The organism is Saccharothrix ecbatanensis (genome assembly GCF_014205015.1).
GTDB classification, from domain to species: Bacteria; Actinomycetota; Actinomycetes; order Mycobacteriales; family Pseudonocardiaceae; genus Actinosynnema; species Actinosynnema ecbatanense.
Genome location: NZ_JACHMO010000001.1, coordinates 336,274 through 355,304 on the forward strand (window position 1 = coordinate 336,274; position 19,031 = coordinate 355,304).

General features: G+C 71.0%; 19 protein-coding genes. 11 read left to right on the plus strand and 8 right to left on the minus strand.

The features are described 5' to 3' along the window. Window position 1: 1 nt before the first annotated feature. Both secF and F4560_RS01530 read left to right on the plus strand, forming a co-directional pair. Window positions 2-1,168 carry a protein translocase subunit SecF gene (gene secF, locus F4560_RS01525; protein WP_184915160.1) on the plus strand — a complete coding sequence of 389 codons (1,167 nt, stop codon included), beginning with the start codon at window positions 2-4 and terminating at the stop codon, window positions 1,166-1,168. Beyond that, window positions 1,165-1,683 carry an adenine phosphoribosyltransferase gene (locus F4560_RS01530; RefSeq protein WP_184915163.1) on the plus strand — a complete coding sequence of 173 codons (519 nt, stop codon included), beginning with the start codon at window positions 1,165-1,167 and terminating at the stop codon, window positions 1,681-1,683. The genes secF and F4560_RS01530 overlap by 4 nt, the downstream gene beginning before the upstream one ends. Window positions 1,684-1,711: 28 nt before the next feature. Here F4560_RS01530 and F4560_RS01535 read toward each other — a convergent pair whose 3' ends face one another. Continuing rightward, on the minus strand, window positions 1,712-2,470 hold the full coding sequence (locus F4560_RS01535) for a hypothetical protein (RefSeq protein WP_184915166.1): 759 nt from the start codon (window positions 2,468-2,470) through the stop codon (window positions 1,712-1,714). 98 nt (window positions 2,471-2,568) lie between these two features. On the opposite strand from F4560_RS01535, the gene F4560_RS01540 reads away from it, so the two are divergent. From F4560_RS01540 to F4560_RS01550, 3 genes are all read left to right on the plus strand, one after another. Then, the gene (locus F4560_RS01540) at window positions 2,569-3,429 is read left to right on the plus strand and encodes a helix-turn-helix domain-containing protein (protein WP_246478024.1); all 861 of its coding nucleotides are present in this window, start codon (window positions 2,569-2,571) and stop codon (window positions 3,427-3,429) included. Beyond that, the gene (locus tag F4560_RS01545; RefSeq protein ID WP_184915170.1) at window positions 3,422-3,604 is read left to right on the plus strand and encodes a DUF397 domain-containing protein; all 183 of its coding nucleotides are present in this window, start codon (window positions 3,422-3,424) and stop codon (window positions 3,602-3,604) included. The genes F4560_RS01540 and F4560_RS01545 overlap by 8 nt, the downstream gene beginning before the upstream one ends. A 154-nt stretch (window positions 3,605-3,758) precedes the next feature. Further along, window positions 3,759-6,059 (plus strand): RelA/SpoT family protein, encoded by a 2,301-nt coding sequence (locus F4560_RS01550; RefSeq protein ID WP_184915172.1) that lies wholly within the window; start codon window positions 3,759-3,761, stop codon window positions 6,057-6,059. A gap of 260 nt (window positions 6,060-6,319) precedes the next feature. Here F4560_RS01550 and F4560_RS01555 read toward each other — a convergent pair whose 3' ends face one another. Then, window positions 6,320-7,174 carry a peptidylprolyl isomerase gene (locus tag F4560_RS01555; RefSeq protein ID WP_184915175.1) on the minus strand — a complete coding sequence of 285 codons (855 nt, stop codon included), beginning with the start codon at window positions 7,172-7,174 and terminating at the stop codon, window positions 6,320-6,322. Between the two features lie 144 nt (window positions 7,175-7,318). Between F4560_RS01555 and F4560_RS01560 the strand changes: the two genes are divergently transcribed. The 4 genes from F4560_RS01560 to F4560_RS01575 all read left to right on the plus strand — a co-directional run bounded on the left by F4560_RS01560 (window position 7,319) and on the right by F4560_RS01575 (window position 11,275). Then, window positions 7,319-8,020, plus strand: coding sequence for an MBL fold metallo-hydrolase (locus F4560_RS01560; protein WP_184915177.1), 702 nt, complete (start codon window positions 7,319-7,321; stop codon window positions 8,018-8,020). Window positions 8,021-8,114: 94 nt separating this feature from the next. Continuing rightward, entirely contained in the window at window positions 8,115-9,350 is a 1,236-nt protein-coding gene (hisS, locus tag F4560_RS01565; RefSeq protein ID WP_312868092.1) for a histidine--tRNA ligase, read from the plus strand. Beyond that, the gene (locus tag F4560_RS01570) at window positions 9,347-9,976 is read left to right on the plus strand and encodes a hypothetical protein (protein WP_184915181.1); all 630 of its coding nucleotides are present in this window, start codon (window positions 9,347-9,349) and stop codon (window positions 9,974-9,976) included. Before hisS ends, F4560_RS01570 begins: the two co-directional genes overlap by 4 nt. Window positions 9,977-10,468: 492 nt before the next feature. After that, a complete protein-coding gene (locus F4560_RS01575; protein ID WP_184915184.1) occupies window positions 10,469-11,275 on the plus strand; it encodes a matrixin family metalloprotease in 807 nt (268 codons plus the stop codon). Here the strand turns inward: F4560_RS01575 and F4560_RS01580 are convergent. The 3 genes from F4560_RS01580 to F4560_RS01590 all read right to left on the minus strand — a co-directional run bounded on the left by F4560_RS01580 (window position 11,269) and on the right by F4560_RS01590 (window position 15,481). After that, window positions 11,269-14,118, minus strand: coding sequence for an AfsR/SARP family transcriptional regulator (locus tag F4560_RS01580; protein WP_184915187.1), 2,850 nt, complete (start codon window positions 14,116-14,118; stop codon window positions 11,269-11,271). The two genes, F4560_RS01575 and F4560_RS01580, sit on opposite strands and share 7 nt — an antisense overlap. Before the next feature lie 84 nt (window positions 14,119-14,202). Then, entirely contained in the window at window positions 14,203-15,066 is an 864-nt protein-coding gene (locus tag F4560_RS01585; protein ID WP_184915190.1) for a spermidine synthase, read from the minus strand. Window positions 15,067-15,073: 7 nt separating this feature from the next. After that, window positions 15,074-15,481 (minus strand): hypothetical protein, encoded by a 408-nt coding sequence (locus F4560_RS01590; RefSeq protein ID WP_184915193.1) that lies wholly within the window; start codon window positions 15,479-15,481, stop codon window positions 15,074-15,076. Between F4560_RS01590 and F4560_RS01595 the strand changes: the two genes are divergently transcribed. Next, window positions 15,480-15,863, plus strand: coding sequence for a DUF1304 domain-containing protein (locus F4560_RS01595; protein ID WP_221483295.1), 384 nt, complete (start codon window positions 15,480-15,482; stop codon window positions 15,861-15,863). The genes F4560_RS01590 and F4560_RS01595 overlap by 2 nt on opposite strands. Here F4560_RS01595 and F4560_RS01600 read toward each other — a convergent pair. Continuing rightward, window positions 15,790-17,220, minus strand: coding sequence for a YibE/F family protein (locus F4560_RS01600; protein WP_184915196.1), 1,431 nt, complete (start codon window positions 17,218-17,220; stop codon window positions 15,790-15,792). The genes F4560_RS01595 and F4560_RS01600 overlap by 74 nt on opposite strands. Window positions 17,221-17,235: 15 nt before the next feature. Then, window positions 17,236-18,090: an ATP/GTP-binding protein gene (locus tag F4560_RS01605; RefSeq protein WP_221483296.1), complete on the minus strand. Its 855-nt coding sequence runs from the start codon at window positions 18,088-18,090 to the stop codon at window positions 17,236-17,238. Between F4560_RS01605 and F4560_RS43350 the strand changes: the two genes are divergently transcribed. Beyond that, complete coding sequence (locus F4560_RS43350) at window positions 18,091-18,312, plus strand: hypothetical protein (RefSeq protein WP_221483297.1); 222 nt, start codon at window positions 18,091-18,093, stop codon at window positions 18,310-18,312. Window positions 18,313-18,346: 34 nt separating this feature from the next. Here the strand turns inward: F4560_RS43350 and pnuC are convergent, their stop codons facing one another. Then, entirely contained in the window at window positions 18,347-18,997 is a 651-nt protein-coding gene (gene pnuC / locus F4560_RS01610; protein WP_312868097.1) for a nicotinamide riboside transporter PnuC, read from the minus strand. Between the last annotated feature and the right edge of the window lie 34 nt (window positions 18,998-19,031).

Sequence of the window (19,031 nt, forward strand, 5' to 3'; positions counted from 1 at the left end):
CGTGGCCGAGACGAAGAAGGCCAACGTTTTCCAGCGGCTCTACGTCGGAAACGGCGCGTTCGACATCATCGGCAAGCGCAAGCGCTGGTACGTGATGTTCGGCATTATCCTGCTGATCTGCGTCGCGTCGATCTTGTTCAAGCCGTTCAACCTGGGCATCGACTTCACCGGTGGCACGCGCGTCCAGCTGCCCGCGAACAGCTCGACCGGCACGATCAGCGTCGAGGCGGCCAAGGACACGTTCGAGAAGGCCATCGGCAAGGAGCCGACCGCGGTCCAGACCGTGGGCACGGGCGATGCCGCGACCATCCAGATCCGGTCGGAGGCGCTGACCGCCGAAGAGGTGTTCACGCTCAAGGCCGCTATCGACGAGGACCTCAAGCCCAACGGTGGCGCGAGCGCGGTCAGCGACAGCGCCGTGTCCGCCTCCTGGGGCGGTGAGATCACCGGCAAGGCGCTGATCGCGCTCGGCGTGTTCTTCCTCGCCGTGATGATCTTCCTGGCGCTGTACTTCGAGATCTCCATGGCGATCGCCGCGCTGGTCGCGGTGCTGCACGACGTGGTGATCACGGCGGGCATCTACTCGCTGGTCGGCTTCGAGGTCTCGCCCGCGACGGTGATCGGTCTGTTGACCATTCTCGGCTTCTCGCTGTACGACACGGTGGTGGTGTTCGACAAGGTCCGGGAGAACACCCGCGGCCTGCTCGGCCTCACCCGCCGCACGTACGCCGAGGCGGCGAACCTCGCGGTGAACCAGACCCTGATGCGCTCGATCAACACCTCGTTGATCGCGTTGCTGCCGGTGCTGGGCCTGCTGGTGATCGGCGTGGGCCTGCTCGGCGTCGGCACGCTGAAGGACCTGGCGCTGGTGCAGCTGACCGGTATCGCCATCGGCGCGCTGTCGTCCATCTACATCGCGACCCCGGTCGCGGTGGACCTCAAGATGCGGGACCCCCGGTACAAGGCGCAGGCCGCGCGGGTCAAGACCCGTCGGGACAACCTGGCCCGCAAGGCCGGTGGCGAGGCCGTCACCGGTGGCGACATCGTGGAGTCGGTGGCGGCCGAGGTGCGCAAGGAGAAGGCCATGGCGGCCGCGGCGGGTGTGCCCGCGCGGACCGGCAAGACCGCCGACGTGCGGCGCCGTCCGACGGGCAAGAAGCACCGTTGAAGCTCGACCGAGCCCTAGGGCTGCTGCGTGAGGTCCCGGACTTCCCCCTCCCGGGGGTCCTGTTCCGGGACCTCACGCCGGTCTTGGCCGACCCGGACGCGCTGCGTGCCGTGGTCGACGCCTTGCAGGACAAGATCCACCCGGACACGCAGGTGGTGGCAGCCATCGAGGCCCGCGGCTTCCTGCTGGGCGCGGCGCTCGGGTACGGCTGGCGCTACGGCGTCGTGCCGCTGCGCAAGCCCGGCAAGCTGCCGGCCGTGACGCATCGGGTGTCGTACGCCTTGGAGTACGGCACCGCCACGCTGGAACTGCCCGCCGATTCCATTTCCGCCGGTCAGAAGGTTGTCGTCGTGGACGACGTGCTGGCGACCGGCGGTACCGCCGCGGCGGCGTGCGAGCTGGTCGAACGTGCCGGCGGCGTGGTGACCGGTGTGTCGGTCGTGCTGGAGATCCAGGGCTTGGGCGGCCGTGACCTGCTCGCGGGCCGCGACGTCAACGCCCTGCTGACCCTCTGACCGTCTGACCGTCTTTCGTCTTTCGCGCTCAACTCCAGTCGATGCTGCCGAAGTCGCCGATGCTGAGCAGATCCGGTGCCGGCGGCTCGACGGATGAGCACACGGCGACCTGGAGTGCTTCCACTTCCCGTGCGTGTGCGGCGGCGCCCGCGTCTGTGAAGTCTCCGGCGGCTCGCTTGAACCAGAGCAGCGCGGATTCCCGGTCGCCTTGAGCCAGCCGTGCCCGCCCGAGCAACACGCGGCATTCCCCGCGCTCCTCGGCGAGTTCGGGATCGTCGCCGTACTCGTTGTAGAGCTCGTCGGCCCTGGTGAGCTTCGCGACCGCGTTGTCGAGGTCGCCGGCGAGGAGCGCCTGCGCGCCGAGTTCACGCACCGCCCACGCCACACCGGCGGTGTTGGCGTGGGCGAAGTGCATTTCGACCAGTTGGACCAGGCACGCTGTCACGGCGTCCGTCATCCCCTGTGCCCGGAAGATGCTCGCGAGCAGGTCCAACGCGAAAGCGTGCCTGCCCAGCTGTTCGTCTGTCGCCGACTCGACGCAGGCCTCCCGCCGAACCTCCACCGCCCGTGCCGCCATCGTCGTTGCGGGCCGGAGGAGGCCCATGACGGCATAGGTCTGCGCCGCCGCCTCCAGCGGCACGGCGGCGAAGTCGGATCGGGGATGCCGCTCGGCGAACCCGAGGGTCGCCCGGTGCAGTGCGACCGTCGCCTCCGGTTCGTAGCCGTGCGGGACTTCCAGCCACTGGCAGCGGAGTCGCGCCGCCTCCTCGTCCACGTTCTCGGTCATGGTTGCCACTCTATTATTTGCGTGCGGCAAACCTACCGCAAGCAACCGGGTGAACCCTGGGTTAAAGGTGACTACGCAGAGTGGTTAGGGTGATCGTCATGGCGGTAGGAACCACACGTGCCAAGCGCAGACTCGGTCGATACGTGAAGCCGATCCTGGAGCGAGCGGCACTCAAGCCTGCCGAAGTAGCGGAACGCGTGAAGACGTCGAAGGACACGGTCAACCGGCTGCTGTCCGGCGACCACCTGCCGCGCTACCCGACGTTCCTGGCGATCATGACCATCCTCAAGGCCACTGAGGAGGAACTGACCGAGGGCACGGCGCTCTGGGAACGGGCGAACGTGGACGCCGTCGTGGTCGAGCACGCCTCGACCCTGTTGTCGGGCTACCTGCGGTTCAGGATGGACGAAGGTGAGGCGATCGGGGAACGCTCGCTCGACCCGATGCTCATCCCGGGGATACTCCAACTCGGCGAGTATGCCGAGGAGTTGGGGCGACGGGGTCTGATCCTGACCGAAGGCAGGGGATGGACCGCACGGGGTGCTGCCGAACGGCAGGAGCGGCAACTACTGCTGTCCCGCGATGCCGCCCCGCTTCAGTTGCACGCGCTGATCGATGAATCGGTGCTGCATCGTGTAGTGGCAAGCCGCGAGCTGATGGCTGATCAGTTGACGCATCTGCTCGGTGTTGGCCGACAGGACAACGTGACACTTCAGATGATCCCATTCGACATCGGCGCGTACGGTGCCCACTTCGGGGCGCTGGTCCTGCTCGACTACCCGGAGCCGGACGAACCGCTGTCGGTCTACGTCGAGAGCTACAACGGCACCAAGGTGGTAGAGGACAAGCGGGCGGTGGGCATGCTGACCGCTGTCTGGGACCACGCGGCACAATTCGCGCTCAGCCCGGAGCTGACGGCACAGCGCATTCGAGAAGTGAGGGACACGAGGTATGCCTGACCAGCAGGGGACGTGGCGCAAGTCCGCACGCAGCTCGACCAACGCCGCCTGCGTCGAACTGGTGGTGAGCGCCGAATCGACCGGCGTTCGGGACAGCAAGCAGCCGGCGGCCGGTGAGCTGAACTTCCCGCGCGGGAGTTTCGGCGCGTTCCTCACCGCGCTCAAGAACCACTAGTCGGACGTTCACGCTGGTGAAACGCGGTCCTGGGCGACTGGTCGGGCTGAACAACGGGTGCTGCTCGTCGTGTGAACCGCACCGCTCATCGGCTCGCCGCCCGGGTCCGCCACCCAACGGAGTTATCCTCGGTTCCTAGACCCGAGGAGCGTGGTTGAGCCAGGACACCGAACCCGCCCAGACGTCGCAGCCCGTGCCCGCACGGCCGCCGTCGGCGACGAGGCGCGTGCGCGCCCGGCTGGCACGTCGGATCACCGCCCAGCGCGCGGCGCCGGTCAAGCAGGTGCTCGAACCGCTGGCCACCGTCCACCGCGACCTGCACCCCAAGGCGGACCTGGCGCTGCTCCAGCACGCCTACGACGTGGCGGAGGAGAAGCACCGGCCGCAGCGGCGGAAGTCCGGCGACCCGTACATCACGCACCCGCTCGCGGTGGCGACGATCCTGGCCGAGCTGGGCATGGACACGACCACGCTGGTCGCGGCCCTGCTGCACGACACGGTCGAGGACACGGACTACTCGCTGGACCAGCTGCGGGTCGACTTCGGCAACGAGGTCGCGCTCCTGGTCGACGGCGTGACCAAGCTCGACAAGGTCAAACTGGGCGCGGCGGCCGAGGCCGAGACGATCCGCAAGATGGTCATCGCGATGGCCAAGGACCCCCGGGTGCTGGTCATCAAGCTGGCCGACCGGCTGCACAACATGCGCACCATGCGGTTCCTCCCGCCGGAGAAGCAGGCCCGCAAGGCCCGCGAAACCCTCGAGGTCCTCGCGCCGCTCGCGCACCGCCTCGGCATGGCGACGGTGAAGTGGGAGCTGGAGGACCTGGCGTTCGCCATCCTCCAGCCGAAGAAGTACGACGAGATCGTGCGCCTGGTGGCCAACCGCGCGCCGTCCCGCGACACGTACCTGGGCGGCGTCATCACGGAGCTGACCCAGCAGCTGGAGGGCGCCCGGATCACCGCCAAGGTGGAGGGCCGGCCCAAGCACTACTACTCGATCCACCAGAAGATGATCGTGCGCGGTCGGGATTTCGACGACATCCACGACCTGGTGGGCGTGCGGATCCAGGTGGACGAGGTCCGCGACTGCTACGCGGCCATGGGCGTGGTGCACGCGCTCTGGCAGCCCATGCCCGGCCGGTTCAAGGACTACATCGCGCAGCCCCGGTTCGGCGTGTACCAGTCGTTGCACACGACGGTCATCGGGCCGGACGGCAAGCCGCTGGAAGTGCAGATCCGGACGTACGACATGCACCGGACCGCCGAGTACGGCATCGCGGCGCACTGGCGGTACAAGGAGACGCGCGGCACGCACACCGGCAAGGGCGTCGAGGTCGACGAGATGGCCTGGATGCGGCAGCTGCTGGACTGGCAGCGCGAGGCGGCCGACCCGGGCGAGTTCCTGGAGTCGCTGCGGTTCGACCTGGCGGCGCGGGAGATCTTCGTCTTCACGCCGAAGGGCGACGTCGTCACCCTGCCCACGGGCTCCACGCCGGTCGACTTCGCGTACGCCGTGCACACCGAGGTCGGCCACCGGTGCATCGGCGCCCGCGTGAACGGGCGGCTCGTCGCGCTCGAGCGGAAGCTGGAGAACGGCGAGGTCATCGAGATCTTCACCTCGAAGGCCGAGGGCGCGGGCCCGTCCCGCGACTGGCTGTCGTTCGCGGCGTCCCCGCGGGCCAAGGCGAAGATCAAGCAGTGGTTCGCGAAGGAGCGCAAGGAAGAGGCCATCGAGGTCGGCAAGGACGCCATCGCCAAGGAGGTCCGCCGCGTCGGGCTGCCCCTCCAGCGACTCGTCTCGGCCGACTCCATGGGCGCCTTGTCGAAGGAACTGCACTACCCCGACGTGTCCGCGCTGTACGCGGCCGTGGGGGAGGGGCACACCTCCGGGCGGCACGTGGTCCAGCGGTTGGTGGCGCAGCTCGGCGGTGTCGAGCACGCCGAGGAGGAGCTGGCCGAGCGGTCCACGCCGTCCACCGTCACCAGGCGGCGGGTCACCGGTGACGCCGGTGTCATCGTCAAGGACGCGTCCGACGTGTGGGTCAAACTGGCCCGCTGCTGCACGCCCGTGCCCGGTGACGACATCCTCGGTTTCGTCACGCGCGGCGGTGGGGTGTCCGTGCACCGGACCGACTGCACCAACGCGGACGAGCTGCTGAGGACGCCCGAGCGGTTGCTGGACGTCGAGTGGGCGCCGTCGTCGTCATCGGTGTTCCTGGTGGCGATCCAGGTGGAGGCGCTCGACCGGCACCGGCTGCTGTCGGACGTGACGAAGGTGCTGGCGGACGAGAAGGTCAACATCCTGTCCGCGTCGGTGACCACGTCGCGGGACCGGGTGGCGGTGTCGCGGTTCTCCTTCGAGATGGGCGACCCGAAGCACCTCGGCCACGTGCTGAAGGCCGTGCGGAGCGTCGAGGGCGTCTACGACGTGTACCGGGTGACGTCGGCGTCGTAGCACTGCGCCGGGGTCCTCGCGTCAGCGAAACGTCAGAGTCCGGTGTCACCATCCGGCATGTCGGTCCCACAACCGACAGGGAAAGCGCAGGGGTCCGGCACTCCTCTCCCGAGTGCCGGACCCGCGTGTCCGTCAGTCGGGCGTCCCAGGTGACGGTGACCGGGGTCCCGTGAAAAGTGGGATCGAGGGAAAACGAAAAAGCCGCCCGATCGTGCCGGGCGGCCCTTTCGTGTGCTTCGTGGTGCTTTGCGATCAGCGGGTCACTTGACGACGGCCGCCGTCTTGATGTCGACCGCCTTGTTCGGTTTGCCGTCGCCCTGGCCGCTGTCCGTGCCGGCCTTGGCGACCTCGTCGACGAGTTTCAGGCCCTCCTCGTCCACCGTGCCGAACACGGTGTACTTCGGTTCGAGATTCTTGCCGTCGCCGTAGACGATGAAGAACTGGCTGCCGTTCGTGTCCGGACCCGAGTTCGCCATGGCGAGCAGGCCGCGGCCGTAGGTCAGCTCCGGCCACACCTCGTCCTTGAAGCTGTAACCGGGGCCGCCGCTGCCGGTGGCGCTCGGGTCACCGCACTGGAGGACCTGGATGCCCGACGTGGTCAGGCGGTGGCAGGTGGTCTCGTTGTAGAAACCCTGCTCGATCAGGCTGACGAAGCTGTTCACCGTGCACGGCGCCAGCGTGCGGTCCAGGGTCAGCTTGAGGTCGCCGATCGAGGTGGAGAGCGTGGCGCCCACAGTGCCCTCAGCGGACACCTGCCCCGCCTCGGGGGCCTTGACTTCCTTGCTGGCGGGCTCGGCTCCGGCCGGGTACTCGCAGGCCACCTGGGCCGGGAGCGGCGCGGTGCGCTTGACCGCCGGGTGCAGCTCGGTCGGGATGGACGCCGGGGCGTCGTTCTGCGCCGGAGTGGTCGAGGCCGCGGCGGCGTCGTCCCCGGTGTCGTTGTTGGTGAAGTCGGTCGTGGCGAGGAAGTACACACCACCCGCTACGACGACGACGGTGACGGCGGTCGCGACTACAGCGAGCACCCGGCGCCGCTTCGCGCGCTCAGCCCTGCGGACGAGCTGGCGTTCCAGCTTCCGCTTGGCCTGCTCGCGGCGCTGCACGTTGGTCGGCACCTGCAACCTCCCTGATCTCCCGTCGACGGCGACGATCGGTCAGCAGTCTAGGGGGCACGTATATGGCTGGTGTATGCCGGATAGGCTGGTTGACGGGGTCCGCAGGGATCCGTTGTCGATCCGTTGCCGACGAGAGGTGATCCCGTGCTGGTGATCGGGTTCCCGACCGGCGCCCTCCAGGCCAACTGCTTCGTGTTGGCGACGGGCGCGGGCGAGGCCTGCGTGGTGGTCGATCCGGGCCAGGACGCGGCCGAGCCGATCGCCGAGGCGCTGCGCGAGCACCGGCTGTCCCCGGTCGCCGTGCTGCTCACGCACGGGCACTTCGACCACTCGTTCTCCGTCGCGCCCGTCTGCGACGGCAACGACATACCGGCGTGGATCCACCCCGACGACCGCGAACTGCTGTCCGATCCGCTCAAGGGCATCAGCGCCGAGTCGCGGTCCTTCTTCGGCGGCAACCTGGAGATGCGGGAGCCGCGCGAGGTGCGCGAACTGGCCGACGGCGCCGAGCTGGACCTGGCGGGTCTCCGGCTGACCGTCGACCACACACCGGGCCATACCGGCGGGTCGGTGATGTTCCGCGCCGGCACGGAAGAGGGCGGACGGCTCGTGCTGTCCGGCGACACCCTCTTCGCCGGCTCCATCGGACGCACCGACCTGCCGGGCGGGAACCACCGCGAGATGCTGACGTCGCTGCGCACCAAGGTGCTGACGTTGGCCGACGACACGGTGGTGCTGCCCGGCCACGGGCCCACGACGACCATCGGCCGCGAGCGCGCGGGCAACCCGTTCCTGCTGGGACTGGGCTCACCCGACGCGCCGGCCGCACCGCACCGAGGACTGTAGAACCGTGACGACGCCTTCCCCCGTACCCCCTTCCTCCGCACCTCCTTCCTCCGCACCTCCTTCCTCCGCACCTCCTTTCGCCGCGCCCAAGGGCGTGCCCGACTACTTCCCGCCGACCTCCGCGTCGTTCCTGGCGGTCCGCGACACGCTGATCGAGTCCGCGCGCCGGGCCGGCTACGGCTACGTCGAGCTGCCCGTCTTCGAGGACACCGCGCTGTTCGCGCGTGGCGTCGGCGAGTCGACCGACGTGGTCAGCAAGGAGATGTACACGTTCACCGACCGCGGCAACCGGTCGATCACGCTGCGGCCCGAGGGCACGGCGGGCGTGATGCGCGCGGTGATCGAGCACGGGCTCGACCGGGGGCAGCTGCCGGTGAAGCTCGCGTACGCGGGGCAGTTCTTCCGCGCCGAGCAGCCCCAGGCCGGGCGGTACCGGCAGTTCCACCAGGTCGGCATCGAGGCCGTCGGCGTGGACGACCCGGCGTTGGACGCGGAGGTCATCGCGGTCGCCGACGCGGGGTTCCGGGCGTTGGGGCTGACCGGGTTCCGGCTGGAGCTGACGTCGCTGGGCGACGCCACGTGCCGTCCGCAGTACCGGGAGAAGTTGCAGGACTTCCTGGCCGCGCTGCCGTTGGACGAGGAGACGCGCCGGCGGGCCGAGCTGAACCCGTTGCGGGTGCTGGACGACAAGCGGCCCGAGGTGCGGGAGCTGGTCGCGGACGCGCCGCTGATGGTGGACAACCTGTCGGCCGAGTCGCTGGCGCACTACGAGCAGGTCAAGGCCTACCTGAACGACCTGGGCGTGAAGTTCGTGGAGAACCCGCGGATGGTGCGCGGCCTGGACTACTACACGAAGACGACGTTCGAGTTCGTGCACGACGGGTTGGGCGCGCAGTCCGGCATCGGCGGCGGCGGGCGGTACGACGGGTTGATGGAGCAGCTGGGCGGGCAGCCGCTGTCCGGCGTCGGGTTCGGGCTCGGCGTGGACCGGGCGCTGCTGGCGTGCCAGGTCGAGGGCGTGTCGCCGGGTGACGAGACGCGCTGCGACGTGTACGGCGTGCCGTTGGGCGAGGCGGCGAAGTCGCGGCTGGTGGCGTTGTCCGCGCCGCTGCGTGCGTCCGGCGTGCGGTTCGACCTTTCGTATGGCGGCAAGGGGCTCAAGGGCGCGATGAAGGCCGCAGACCGGTCCGGCGCGCGGTTCGCGCTGGTGCTGGGCGAGCGTGACATCGAGGCCGGTGTCGTGCAGCTGAAGGAGTTGGCGTCGGGCGATCAGCGTGCCGTGCCGTTGGCGGACGTGGTGATCTCGGTGCTGGAGGCGTTGGGCCGGTGAGCGAGCGGATTGCCCTTGACCTGCTCGACCCGACGGCGGTGCGCAAGCGCGCGCGGACGGTCGGCATCGGCGCGCTGATCGTCGCCGCCGCGTTCGGCGGGTTGCTGGGGCTGCTCGCCGGGCGGACCGCCGGTCTGGTCACGGCGGCCGTGTTCGCCGTGCCGCTGTTGCTGTTGGCGTGGTCGGAGGCGCGGCGGCGGGTGTGGCTGGAAGGCCACGTGCTGTCGGTGCGCGCCTTCGGCACGCGTTCGGTGGACCTGCACACCGCCGACGAGTTGGACCTGCTCGTCACGGACATGCGCGGCGCCCGGACGGTGGGGCTGTTCGTGCGCGGCGGCGGCAAGGCGATCAACCTGGCGCTGGCCATCTACGCGGGCACGGGTGGGCGTGAGCAGGGCATCCTGCCGCTGCGCAAGCTGGCCGACGTGCTGGCGGGCCGTGGTGACGCGCCGGGTCTGGTGTTCTCGGAACTGCTGGTCGCCCAACTGCGCGCCGAGGCCCGCGGCCTGGCCGCCGCCGACCGCCCGCTCTATCAGTTGGGCTCCATGGCCCCCGCCGGCCGGCTGGCCCAGAAGCTCACCCCCGAAGCCATCTCCCGCTTCGTCTCCACCCTCGACCAGACCTGACCCCCGCGAGAGTCCTACGTTCAGAACGCGCGTGTCCTACCTGTCGCCATCGGCGTTGACGGACTCTTTGAACTCCGTCTCCGCGCGAACGGGCCCCGGACATTCCCTGGGCCCTGTGGTGGGTTCTGCGGCGTTCTCAGCGCCCCCCGAACCGCCACTTCAGCCGGTACGCGGTTGTGCCGTCCTTACGGGTGCGCTTCTCGATCGTCGCCACGTCCGGGACTCCCTGCGAGTGTTGTGCTCCCCTGGGAGTGCCAAGACGACGCGCATACCCACATATTGCTTGGTCAGAGCCACTGCATCCCGTGAGTCCTACGTTCGCGACCCCCGAATTCAACGCTCAGAACGCGGGGCGTCGCGCTGACGGGCGCATGTACCGCCGGTGTACCGGAGCGGCGGATGCTCCTGCGCGTCGGGCATCCGGCGGCGGCTCCGGGCGAGGGGTGGGGCCGACGCCACCTCCTGTGCCCGCGTACCGGCGAGGAGAGAACGATGCGCAGACGGCTCGCGGCCCTGGTGGCCGTGGTGTTCGCGGTGGTCCCGATCGGACCCGCTGTCGGGTCGGCGGCGGCGATGCCCGACCGGACGGCACCCGACCGGACAACGCCCGACCGGACGACGGCCACCGTGATGTCGACCCAGCGGAACGCGGACGGGACGGTCACCCAGACGACGTACACGCCGGCCGCGGGCGTGGCGCCGGCCGACCTGGCCCGGAAGCTGACCGCGAACGGCGTGCCGGGGGTCGCGCTGGTTGACGGCACGGCTGACGTGTCCGCCCAGGTCGCGGCCTGTGCCTACGGGACGTCCAGGACGTGGCCGACGGGCACGACGTGCTTCTCGCGGTGGTCCTACAACGGCTGGGCGAGGCCGCAGATGTACTTCCGCGACCGCTCCAACAGCCTGTGGCCGGTGGGTCGCGCGGTGACGAAGTGGAACGAGACCTCGGGCATCGACTCGCACTACCGCACGTTCGCCTCGGGCTGTCCCAGCACGACTGTCCACTGCGTGATCGTCTACAACGCGGCCTACGGCAAGACCGGCGAGTGGGAGGACGTCGTCGGCTTGACCAGGCGCAGCCTGAACTCCGCGCAGACCTACACCACCGGCGCGTACATCGCGCTGAACGAGTCGTACGGCGGCACGGAGGCACAGCGCTGGAACACCGCGTGCCACGAGATCGGACACGTGCTCGGCCTCGACCACAACACCTCGACGGCCAGTTGCCTGTACACGTACAGGACGTCGCAGCGGTATCCGCACGCCGACGACTTCACCCTGCTGGAGCGCTACTACTGAGCCGGCGGACCGACGCCTTCGACGCCCGGCGCGTCGAGGGCGTCCAGCCGTCGGCGCACGTCCTCGGCGTCCTCTTCGCGGTCCTGTGCCCGGTACAGCTCCAACGCCTCGGACCACGCGGCACGGGCTCGGTCCGGCCTGCCGAGCGCGACGTGCGGGTGGCCGATGTTGGCCAGGGTGTTGGCCTCCTCGTAGGTGTTCCCGAGGCCCCGCAGCACGGAGAGCGCACGCTCGTAGTGCCGCACGGCGTCGGCGTGCCGTCCGCTGTGGTGGTCGATGTACCCGAGGCTGTCCAGGGCGTCCGCCTCACCGTTGAGGCTGCCGTGGCGGCGGAACCGGTCGAGCGCGGCCAGGCAGTGCTCGCGCGCCCGTTCGAAGTCGCCGAGCCGGGCCGCGCACCAGCCGACGGCGTTGAGCGCCAACGCCTCGCCGACAGGGTGGTCGGCCTTCTGGTATGCGGCGAGGGCTTCCGCCGCGTGGTCGAACGCCCGCCGGTCGTCGCCCCACTGCTCCCACGACCACGCGAGCGCCCGGTGGGTGTGCGCCGCCTCGGCGTGGTCGCCGTGCCGCAGCGCCAGGCCCAGGGCGCGGTGCAGGTGCTCTTCCGCCTCGTCCCGCCGGCCCAGGTCGGCGTACGCGTCGCCGAGGAGCCGGTTGGCGAGCAGCTGCGCGGCGTGGTCGTCGAGGTGTTCGGCGGCGGCCAGCCCGGCGCGGCACGCGGTGAGCCGGTCGTGCCGGTGCCCGCGTCGGGTGTGGAAGGTGCTGAGCGACCAGGCGAACAGCCACGCGGCCCGGTGGCGGCCCTCGTCGGCGGCAACCCGCTGGGCGGCGAGCAGGCACGCGTGCTCCGCGTCCAGCCACGCCAGTGCCGCCGCGGCGTCCGGGAGCGGTTCGGCGGCACTGCCCGGTGCGGCCGGGTCGAGCTGGACGGTCGGACGGTGCGGGTCGAGAGGGACGGTCGGGAGGTGCAGGTCGAGCTGGACGGTCGGGCGGTGCGGGTCGAGCAGCGCGACCGTGGCGTGCGCGGTGCGCAGGTAGTGGTCGACCACCCGGCGGGACGCCTCCGCCGAGTCGCGCGCGCCGCGGACCGTGTCGGCCGCGTAACGGCGGATCAGGTCGTGCATGCGGTAGCGACCCGCGTCGCGGCTGATCAACGAGGCGTCTTCGAGCGCGTCCAGCACCTGCTCGGTCATCGCCCGGGACAGGGCGGTGAGCGCGACCGCGGCGGACAGCCCGACGTCCGGGCCGGGCGCCAGGGCCAGCAGGCCGAACACCGCCGCCTGCTCCGCCGTGAGCGCCCGGTAGGACCACGACAGCACGGCGGGCAGGCTGGCGGCCGGGTCGTCCTCGTCGAGCGCGTCGAGCCCGCTGTCGCGCACTTCGGTGGCGATGGTGGCGAGCGGTGTCCCCGGCTCCATGCGGGCGCGGGCGGCGACGATGCTCAACGCGAGCGGGAATCCGCCGCACAGCCGCACGAGGTCGGCCACGGCCGGTTCCTCCGCCGCGACCCGTTCGACGCCGAGTCGGCCGGTGAGCAGGGCGCGGGCTTCGGCGTCGGTCAGCGCGTCCAACGACAGGTGGTGGGCGCCGTGCCCGGTGATCAGGCCGGGCAGCCGGTCCCGGCTGGTGACCAGCACCGTGCACGCGTCGCCGCCGGGCAGCAGCGGCACGACCTGCGCGGTGTCGGCGGCGTTGTCGAGCACCACCAGCAGCCGCTTGTGCGCCACGAGGCTGCGGAACAGCGCGGCCTGCGCGTGCGGCTCGACCGGCACGCGGCCGGGCTCGACCCCCAGGGTTTCGAGGAAGCCCCGCACGGCCGCGGTGGGGTCCATCGGCGGCCCGTCCGGGCTGAACCCGCGCAGGTCGACGAACAGCTGGCCGTCGGGGAAGCGGTCCAGGTTGCGGTGCGCCCAGCGCAGGGCGAGCCACGTCTTGCCGATGCCGCCCGCGCCGCGGATCGCGGAGATCACCACGGCGCCGCCGACCCGCGTGCCGGAGTCGACGGCGTCGGTCAGCGCGTCGAGCTCCCGCTCCCGTCCGGCGAACACGGACGGCGCGGCCGGGAGCTGCGCGACGCGCGGCGCGGACGGCGGTCGGGTCACGTCCAGGTCGGGGTCGTGGTTGAGGATCGCGGCTTGCAGGCGGCGCAACTCGGCGCCGGGCCGCAGCCCCAGTTCCCGGTCGAGCACGCGCCGGGCGTCGTCGTAGACCTCCAGCGCCTCCGCCGACCGCCCGGTCTGGTGCAGGGCCGTCATCAGCAGCCCGCGCGGGTGCTCCAGGAACGGGTGCTCCGCGACGACCGGCCGCAGCACGGCGACGGCCTCGTCGTGGCGTCCCGACGTCATCAGCGCCCGCGCGAGGTGTTCGTGCGCCGCGAGCCGCTGGTCACCCAGCCGCGCCCGGACCGCCTCGACCTCCGCGCCGGTCAGCTCCGCGAACGGCTCGCCGCGCCACAGCTCCAGCGCCGCGCGCGACAGGTCGACCGCGTCCCGGACCCGCCCCTCGTGCCAGGCGGCGCGGCCCTTCGCGACCCGGTCCTCGAACAGGAGCACGTCGAACTCGTCGCGGGCCACACCGAGCCGGTAACCGTTGGCGCCGTTGGCGATCCGCACCGCGTCGTCCGCCAGCCGGCGCAGGTTCGACACGTACGTCTTGACGTTGGCGGCGGCGGAACGCGGCGGCACGCCGTCCCACAGCACGTCGACGATCCGGTCGGCGCGCACCCATTCGTTGGCGTGCAACAGGAGCAGGGCCAGCACCTGTCGCCGCTTCAGCGACGGCACTTCCACCCGCTCGCCGCCGTCCCGCACCAGACCGACGGCACCCAACGCCTCGAACCGCACCGACCCCGCCTAGCAGTGTGTGGCTTCCCCCGGCGGGTAAAGGTAGCGCAGTCGCCCGCGCGGCACGGGCGGTGCGCGAACCGCTCACTCGTCGGGCAGGCCCCAGGTGCCCTTGGGCGGCGACGGCGACTGCGTGGCCGTTTCGTCCGTGGTCGGTGGCGCCCCGCCGATGAACCGGATCAGGGAGTCGTCGTGTTCGACGCGTCCGGGGAACGGGTCACCCGCCGTGAGCCTGGTGAGGGCCGCGACCGGCAGCTCCGCGTGTGACGCGACGATGACGAAGTTGCCGAACCGCCTGCCCCGGAACACGCCCGGCTCCGCCAGCACGCACACGTGCGGGAACACGGCGCGGACGGTGGCGGCCTGGGCCTTGGCGAACGCCAGCTTGCCGCCGTCGCCGATGTTCGCCGCGTAGACGCCGTCCGGGCGCAGGGTGCGCGACGCCAGCGCCACGAACTCGACCGACGTCAGGTGCGCGGGCGTCCGGGCGCCGGCGAACACATCCGTCACGACCAGGTCGAACGCGGCCTCGGGGGCCTTGGCCATGACCGCCCGCGCGTCACCGTTGCGGATGCGCAGCCGCCAGTTCCGGTCCAGCGGGAGGACGCCCCGGACCAGGTCGATCAACGCCGCGTCGATCTCCACGACCTGCTGGGTGGACCGCGGCCGGGTGGTGGCGATGTACCGGGGGAGGGTGAGCGCGCCGCCGCCCAGGTGCAGCACCCGGATCGGGTCGCTGCCCGGCGCGACCAGGTCGGCGACGTGGCCGAGCCGGCGCAGGTACTCGAACTCCAGGTGCGTCGGGTCGTCCAGGTCGACGTGGGACTGCGGCGTGCCGTTCAGGCGCAGCATCCACGCCCTCGGCACGTCCGGGTCGGGGACCAGTTCCGCGATGCCCGAGTCGACCTCCCGGCTGATGGTCTCGTCGGCTTTCCGGATCCGTCCCACCCGGTGATTATCCAGGTAGCTGCTGCCCGCGACGCTTGCGGTCCGGCAGCCGGTCGACCAACCGGCCCAACCGCTCGGTGGTGCCCTGCAACGGCCCGAGCGCGGCGGCCAGCACCCGGATCGACTCGTCGAGCTGCCCGGTGTTGTCCGTCAACGTGGTGATCCTCGGCGCCAGCTCCGCCAGCTGCCGCTGCACCGCCTCAAGCTGGTGCAACGCCTCCGGCAGCTCGTTGGCCAGGAACGTGGCGAGCTGCTCCAGCCGTTCGAGCGTGCCGCGCAGCTCCACGATTTCCGGCAGCGACCGCGCCAGCGGCGCCAGCTGCTCCAGGGCGTCGGCGATCCGCGGCAGCGTCAACACGCCCGTGACCAGCCCGGTGGCGACCCGGGTGGTGAGGCTGAACACGGTCCTCAGCATGCGAGTACGTTACCCATCCGTGCAGATCGCCGCTGATGTCCTCACCGCGCTCGTCGCGGCCATCCACCTCTACATCGTCGTGCTGGAGATGTTCCTCTGGACCACTCCGCGAGGCCGCGCGACGTTCGGCACGACGGAGGAGTTCGCCGCCGAGTCCAAGGTCATGGCCGCCAACCAGGGCCTTTACAACGGCTTCCTGGCGGCCGGTCTGATCTTCGCGTTGATCGCGCCCGGCACGACGGGGTTCGCGTTCGCGGTGTTCTTCCTGATCTGCGTGATCGTGGCGGGCCTGTACGGCGCGGCGACGGTCAGTCGTCGGATTCTGGTCGTGCAGGCCGTGCCCGCCGCGATCGCGTTGGTGCTGGTCCTGCTGGCCCACTAGACGCGGGACGGCGCCACGGTCCCTTGGCCGGGTCGTAGCCGGTCCGCAGGTCACCGGACACCCGCTTCCGCCACGACGGAGTCAACGCCGACGTCGCCTCGTCCTCGTCCGAGCGGGGGGCGTCGGCTGTGGGGGACGCGGGGAACGGTTCGCGGCCGGCCACGAACGTGGCCAGGGCGGTGGTGATCGGCACGGCCGCCACCAGGCCGATGCTGCCCACCAGCGTCCGCACGACCTCCTGCGCCACCTCCTGCGCGGTGAGGATCTCGCCCAGCGTCCGCCCGGACAGCGAGAACGCCAGCAGCAACGGCAGCGCCGCACCCGCGTAGGCCATGACCAGCGTGTTCACCACGGACGACAGGTGGTCGCGGCCGATCCGCGACCCCGCCGCGTACAGCTCGCGGAACCCGAGCGACGGGTTCGCCCGGCGCAGCTCCCACACGGCGCTGGTCTGCGTCACGGTCACGTCGTCCAGCACGCCCAGCGCGCCGATGATCGTGCCCGCCAACAGCAGCCCGCGCGTGTCGATGTCGTGCCCGAGCAGCGACACCAGGTTCGCGCTCTCCTGGTCCAGCCCGGTCAGCTTCCCGAACGCGGAGAACGCCGCACCGAGGACGCCGATCAACGCCAGGCTCCCCAACGTCCCCAACACCGCCGTGGACGTCCGCACGGAGAACCCGTGCGTCAGGTACAGCACCACGAACATGATCAGCCCCGCGCCGACCACCGCCACGGCCAGCGGGCTCTCCCCGGCCAGGATGGCGGGCAGCACGAACAGGGCCAGCACCACGAAGCTCAACGCCAGCGCGCCCAGCGCGGCCAACCCCTGCCACCGCCCCAACAGCAGCACGGCCGCCGCGAACAGCACGGCCAGCAGCAGCAACGGCACCCCGCGCTGGAAGTCGGCCAGCTGGTACGACGTGCTGTCGTTCGGGTCGCCGCCGCCGTACGACAGCACCACCGCGTCACCGACCTCGAACTTCGGCGTGCCCGGCTGGTCGGGGATCGGGATGCGGACGTCCTTCCCGGCCGCGGCGCCGTCGCTCATCTTCACGGTCACCAGGAAGCACCCGGTGGCGCCGGGCGCGTTCGCGTCCGGTCCGCACCCGCCCTGCGCCACGGCCGTCACGTCACCGCGCACCGGCACCTGCGCCAGCCCGGCCTCCGCGCCCGTGCGCTGTTCGTGCCCGAACGGGTACAGCAGCAGCGTGCCCACCGCGGTGGCCAGCACGAACGGCAGCAGCAGGACCAGCAACAGCTTCCGAACCGGCTGCGAAGCGGGTTCAGTGGAGCGGCCGTGTCCGTGTCCGTGTCCGCCGTGCGCGGCGATGAGATCCTTGGCGTGCACGGCGCACATACTGCCCGACCCTCCTCAGGCGTGCGGTGTCACGCTCGGCAAGCTGACGGTGTCCTGACCGAGCGGGTCGTTGAACCTGAAGTGCCGGGCCACCGCCTCCTCGCACGCCTCCAAGGCCTGCCGCAACCGCTGCTCCGGTGGCCCCGTGACCAGCCGCCACGGCACGCCCCGCGCGGCCAGGCCCGCCTGGAACTCGGCCGTCATCCACGCCCGCAGGTGCTCGCCGTCCCGCCACCCGTCCTGTTCGAACGGCACGCCGACGTGATCGGTCAGCAGGTACAGGGCGGGGCGGTGGGCGTCCGGCGCGATGTCCGGGTGCGGTGCGCCGAGGTACCGGTGGCCCCAGACGGTCGCCGCCCACGGGTCGTTGTCGCACACCAGGACAGGGCCGTCCACCGCCGCGTCGGCCAGTTCCCGTTGCCTGCGCGCCACGTCCTGGAAGTCGCCGACCGTCCACACCAGACTGTCGACGGTCGCGTCCGGGTCGAACGCGCGGGCGGCGGCCAGCTTCAGCTCGGTGTGCTCACGTCCGTACTCGGGCACCCACGGCGCGTCCAGCGCCGCCGCGAGGTCACGTGACAACGTGGTGGTGCCCGTGCTCTCCGCCCCGAGCACCACGATCCGCGCGCACAGCCCGACCTGCGTCGCCCGCGCGAGGTGCGTCCACTGACCACGCGGATCGGCCCGGACCGCCGTGCCCGACACGGGGAAGGCGCCGCGGTCCACGTCGACCAGCACGTGCGCCGCGCCCAGCCGTTTGGCCATCTCGTCGCCGTAGTGCTCACTGGAGAACACCGCGTCGATCGCCGCCGACGCCGGATCGCCGTCCATGATCGCCCGCCGCGCGAGCACCGCCCGTGCCACGCCCATGTGCAGCTCCACACGGTGTCGCTGTGGAAGTCCATCTCGTGGTCGTCCACGTCGCCGAGCACGACGAGACCGGGCGTGTCCGCGTGCTCGGCCCGCAGCCACGCCACCCGGTCGGCCACCGGGACGGACTCCACGCCCGACGCCAGCACGGTCACGGTGGTCCGCCGGCTGCGCGCGGCGGCGGTGCGGATGAGGTGGTGGTGGCCGGCGTGCGGCGGGTAGAACTTGCCGAGCACCAGCGCGTGGTCGAAGTCGGTCACGCGGCGACCAGCTCGTCGCGCTCGTCCTCGCGCAGGGCCTTGGTCCAGTTGCGCAGACCCATCACGCAGAGGGCCATGAAGCCGACGTAGAGGATCGCCGTCAGCCACAGGTCCTTGTAGGCGTACAACGGAACGTAGATCACGTCCGCGGCGATCCACAGCCACCAGCACTCGACCTTCTTGCGGGTCTGGCCCCACGTGGCCAGCAGGGAGAGCACGGTGGTGACGGAATCCGCCCACGGCACCGTCGAGGTGGTGAACGAGGTGAGCACCCAGACCAGCAGCAGCGTTCCGGCCACGCCGGCCGCCAGCAGCCACTGCCACTGCGCGCGGGTTGTCCGGCTGACCGGCAGCGGGGTGTGTTCGACACCGCCCCGGAGCCACGCCCACCAGCCGTACAGCGCGAGCGCGACGTAGACGACCTGGAGTCCGGAGTCGGCGTACAGGCCGCTGGTCGCGAACAGCACCAGGAAGGCGAGGTTGTTGAGGATGCCGATCGGCCAGTTCAAGGGGTTCTGCCTGGCCACGAGCCACACGCAGAGCGCGCCGGTGATGAAACCGGCCACTTCGCCCCAGCTCGTGGGCATACCCGCGAAGGTGAACGCGGGTGTGGTGAACGGCCAGAGGATGACGTCCAGCACTGACACGGGCACTCCGTTTGACCGTAGTTCGAACGCGTGT

Excerpts from the sequence above, each read along its gene's own strand:
- F4560_RS01600 (WP_184915196.1), bottom strand. The coding sequence starts at position 17,220 with ATGTGCGCCGTGCACGCCAAGGATCTCATCGCCGCGCACGGCGGACAC.
- F4560_RS01535 (WP_184915166.1), bottom strand. The coding sequence starts at position 2,470 with ATGACCGAGAACGTGGACGAGGAGGCGGCGCGACTCCGCTGCCAGTGG.
- F4560_RS01545 (WP_184915170.1), top strand. The coding sequence starts at position 3,422 with ATGCCTGACCAGCAGGGGACGTGGCGCAAGTCCGCACGCAGCTCGACC.
- F4560_RS01595 (WP_221483295.1), top strand. The coding sequence starts at position 15,480 with ATGCGAGTACGTTACCCATCCGTGCAGATCGCCGCTGATGTCCTCACC.
- F4560_RS01605 (WP_221483296.1), bottom strand. The coding sequence starts at position 18,090 with ATGGGCGTGGCACGGGCGGTGCTCGCGCGGCGGGCGATCATGGACGGC.
- F4560_RS01540 (WP_246478024.1), top strand. The coding sequence starts at position 2,569 with ATGGCGGTAGGAACCACACGTGCCAAGCGCAGACTCGGTCGATACGTG.
- F4560_RS01575 (WP_184915184.1), top strand. The coding sequence starts at position 10,469 with ATGCGCAGACGGCTCGCGGCCCTGGTGGCCGTGGTGTTCGCGGTGGTC.
- F4560_RS01590 (WP_184915193.1), bottom strand. The coding sequence starts at position 15,481 with ATGCTGAGGACCGTGTTCAGCCTCACCACCCGGGTCGCCACCGGGCTG.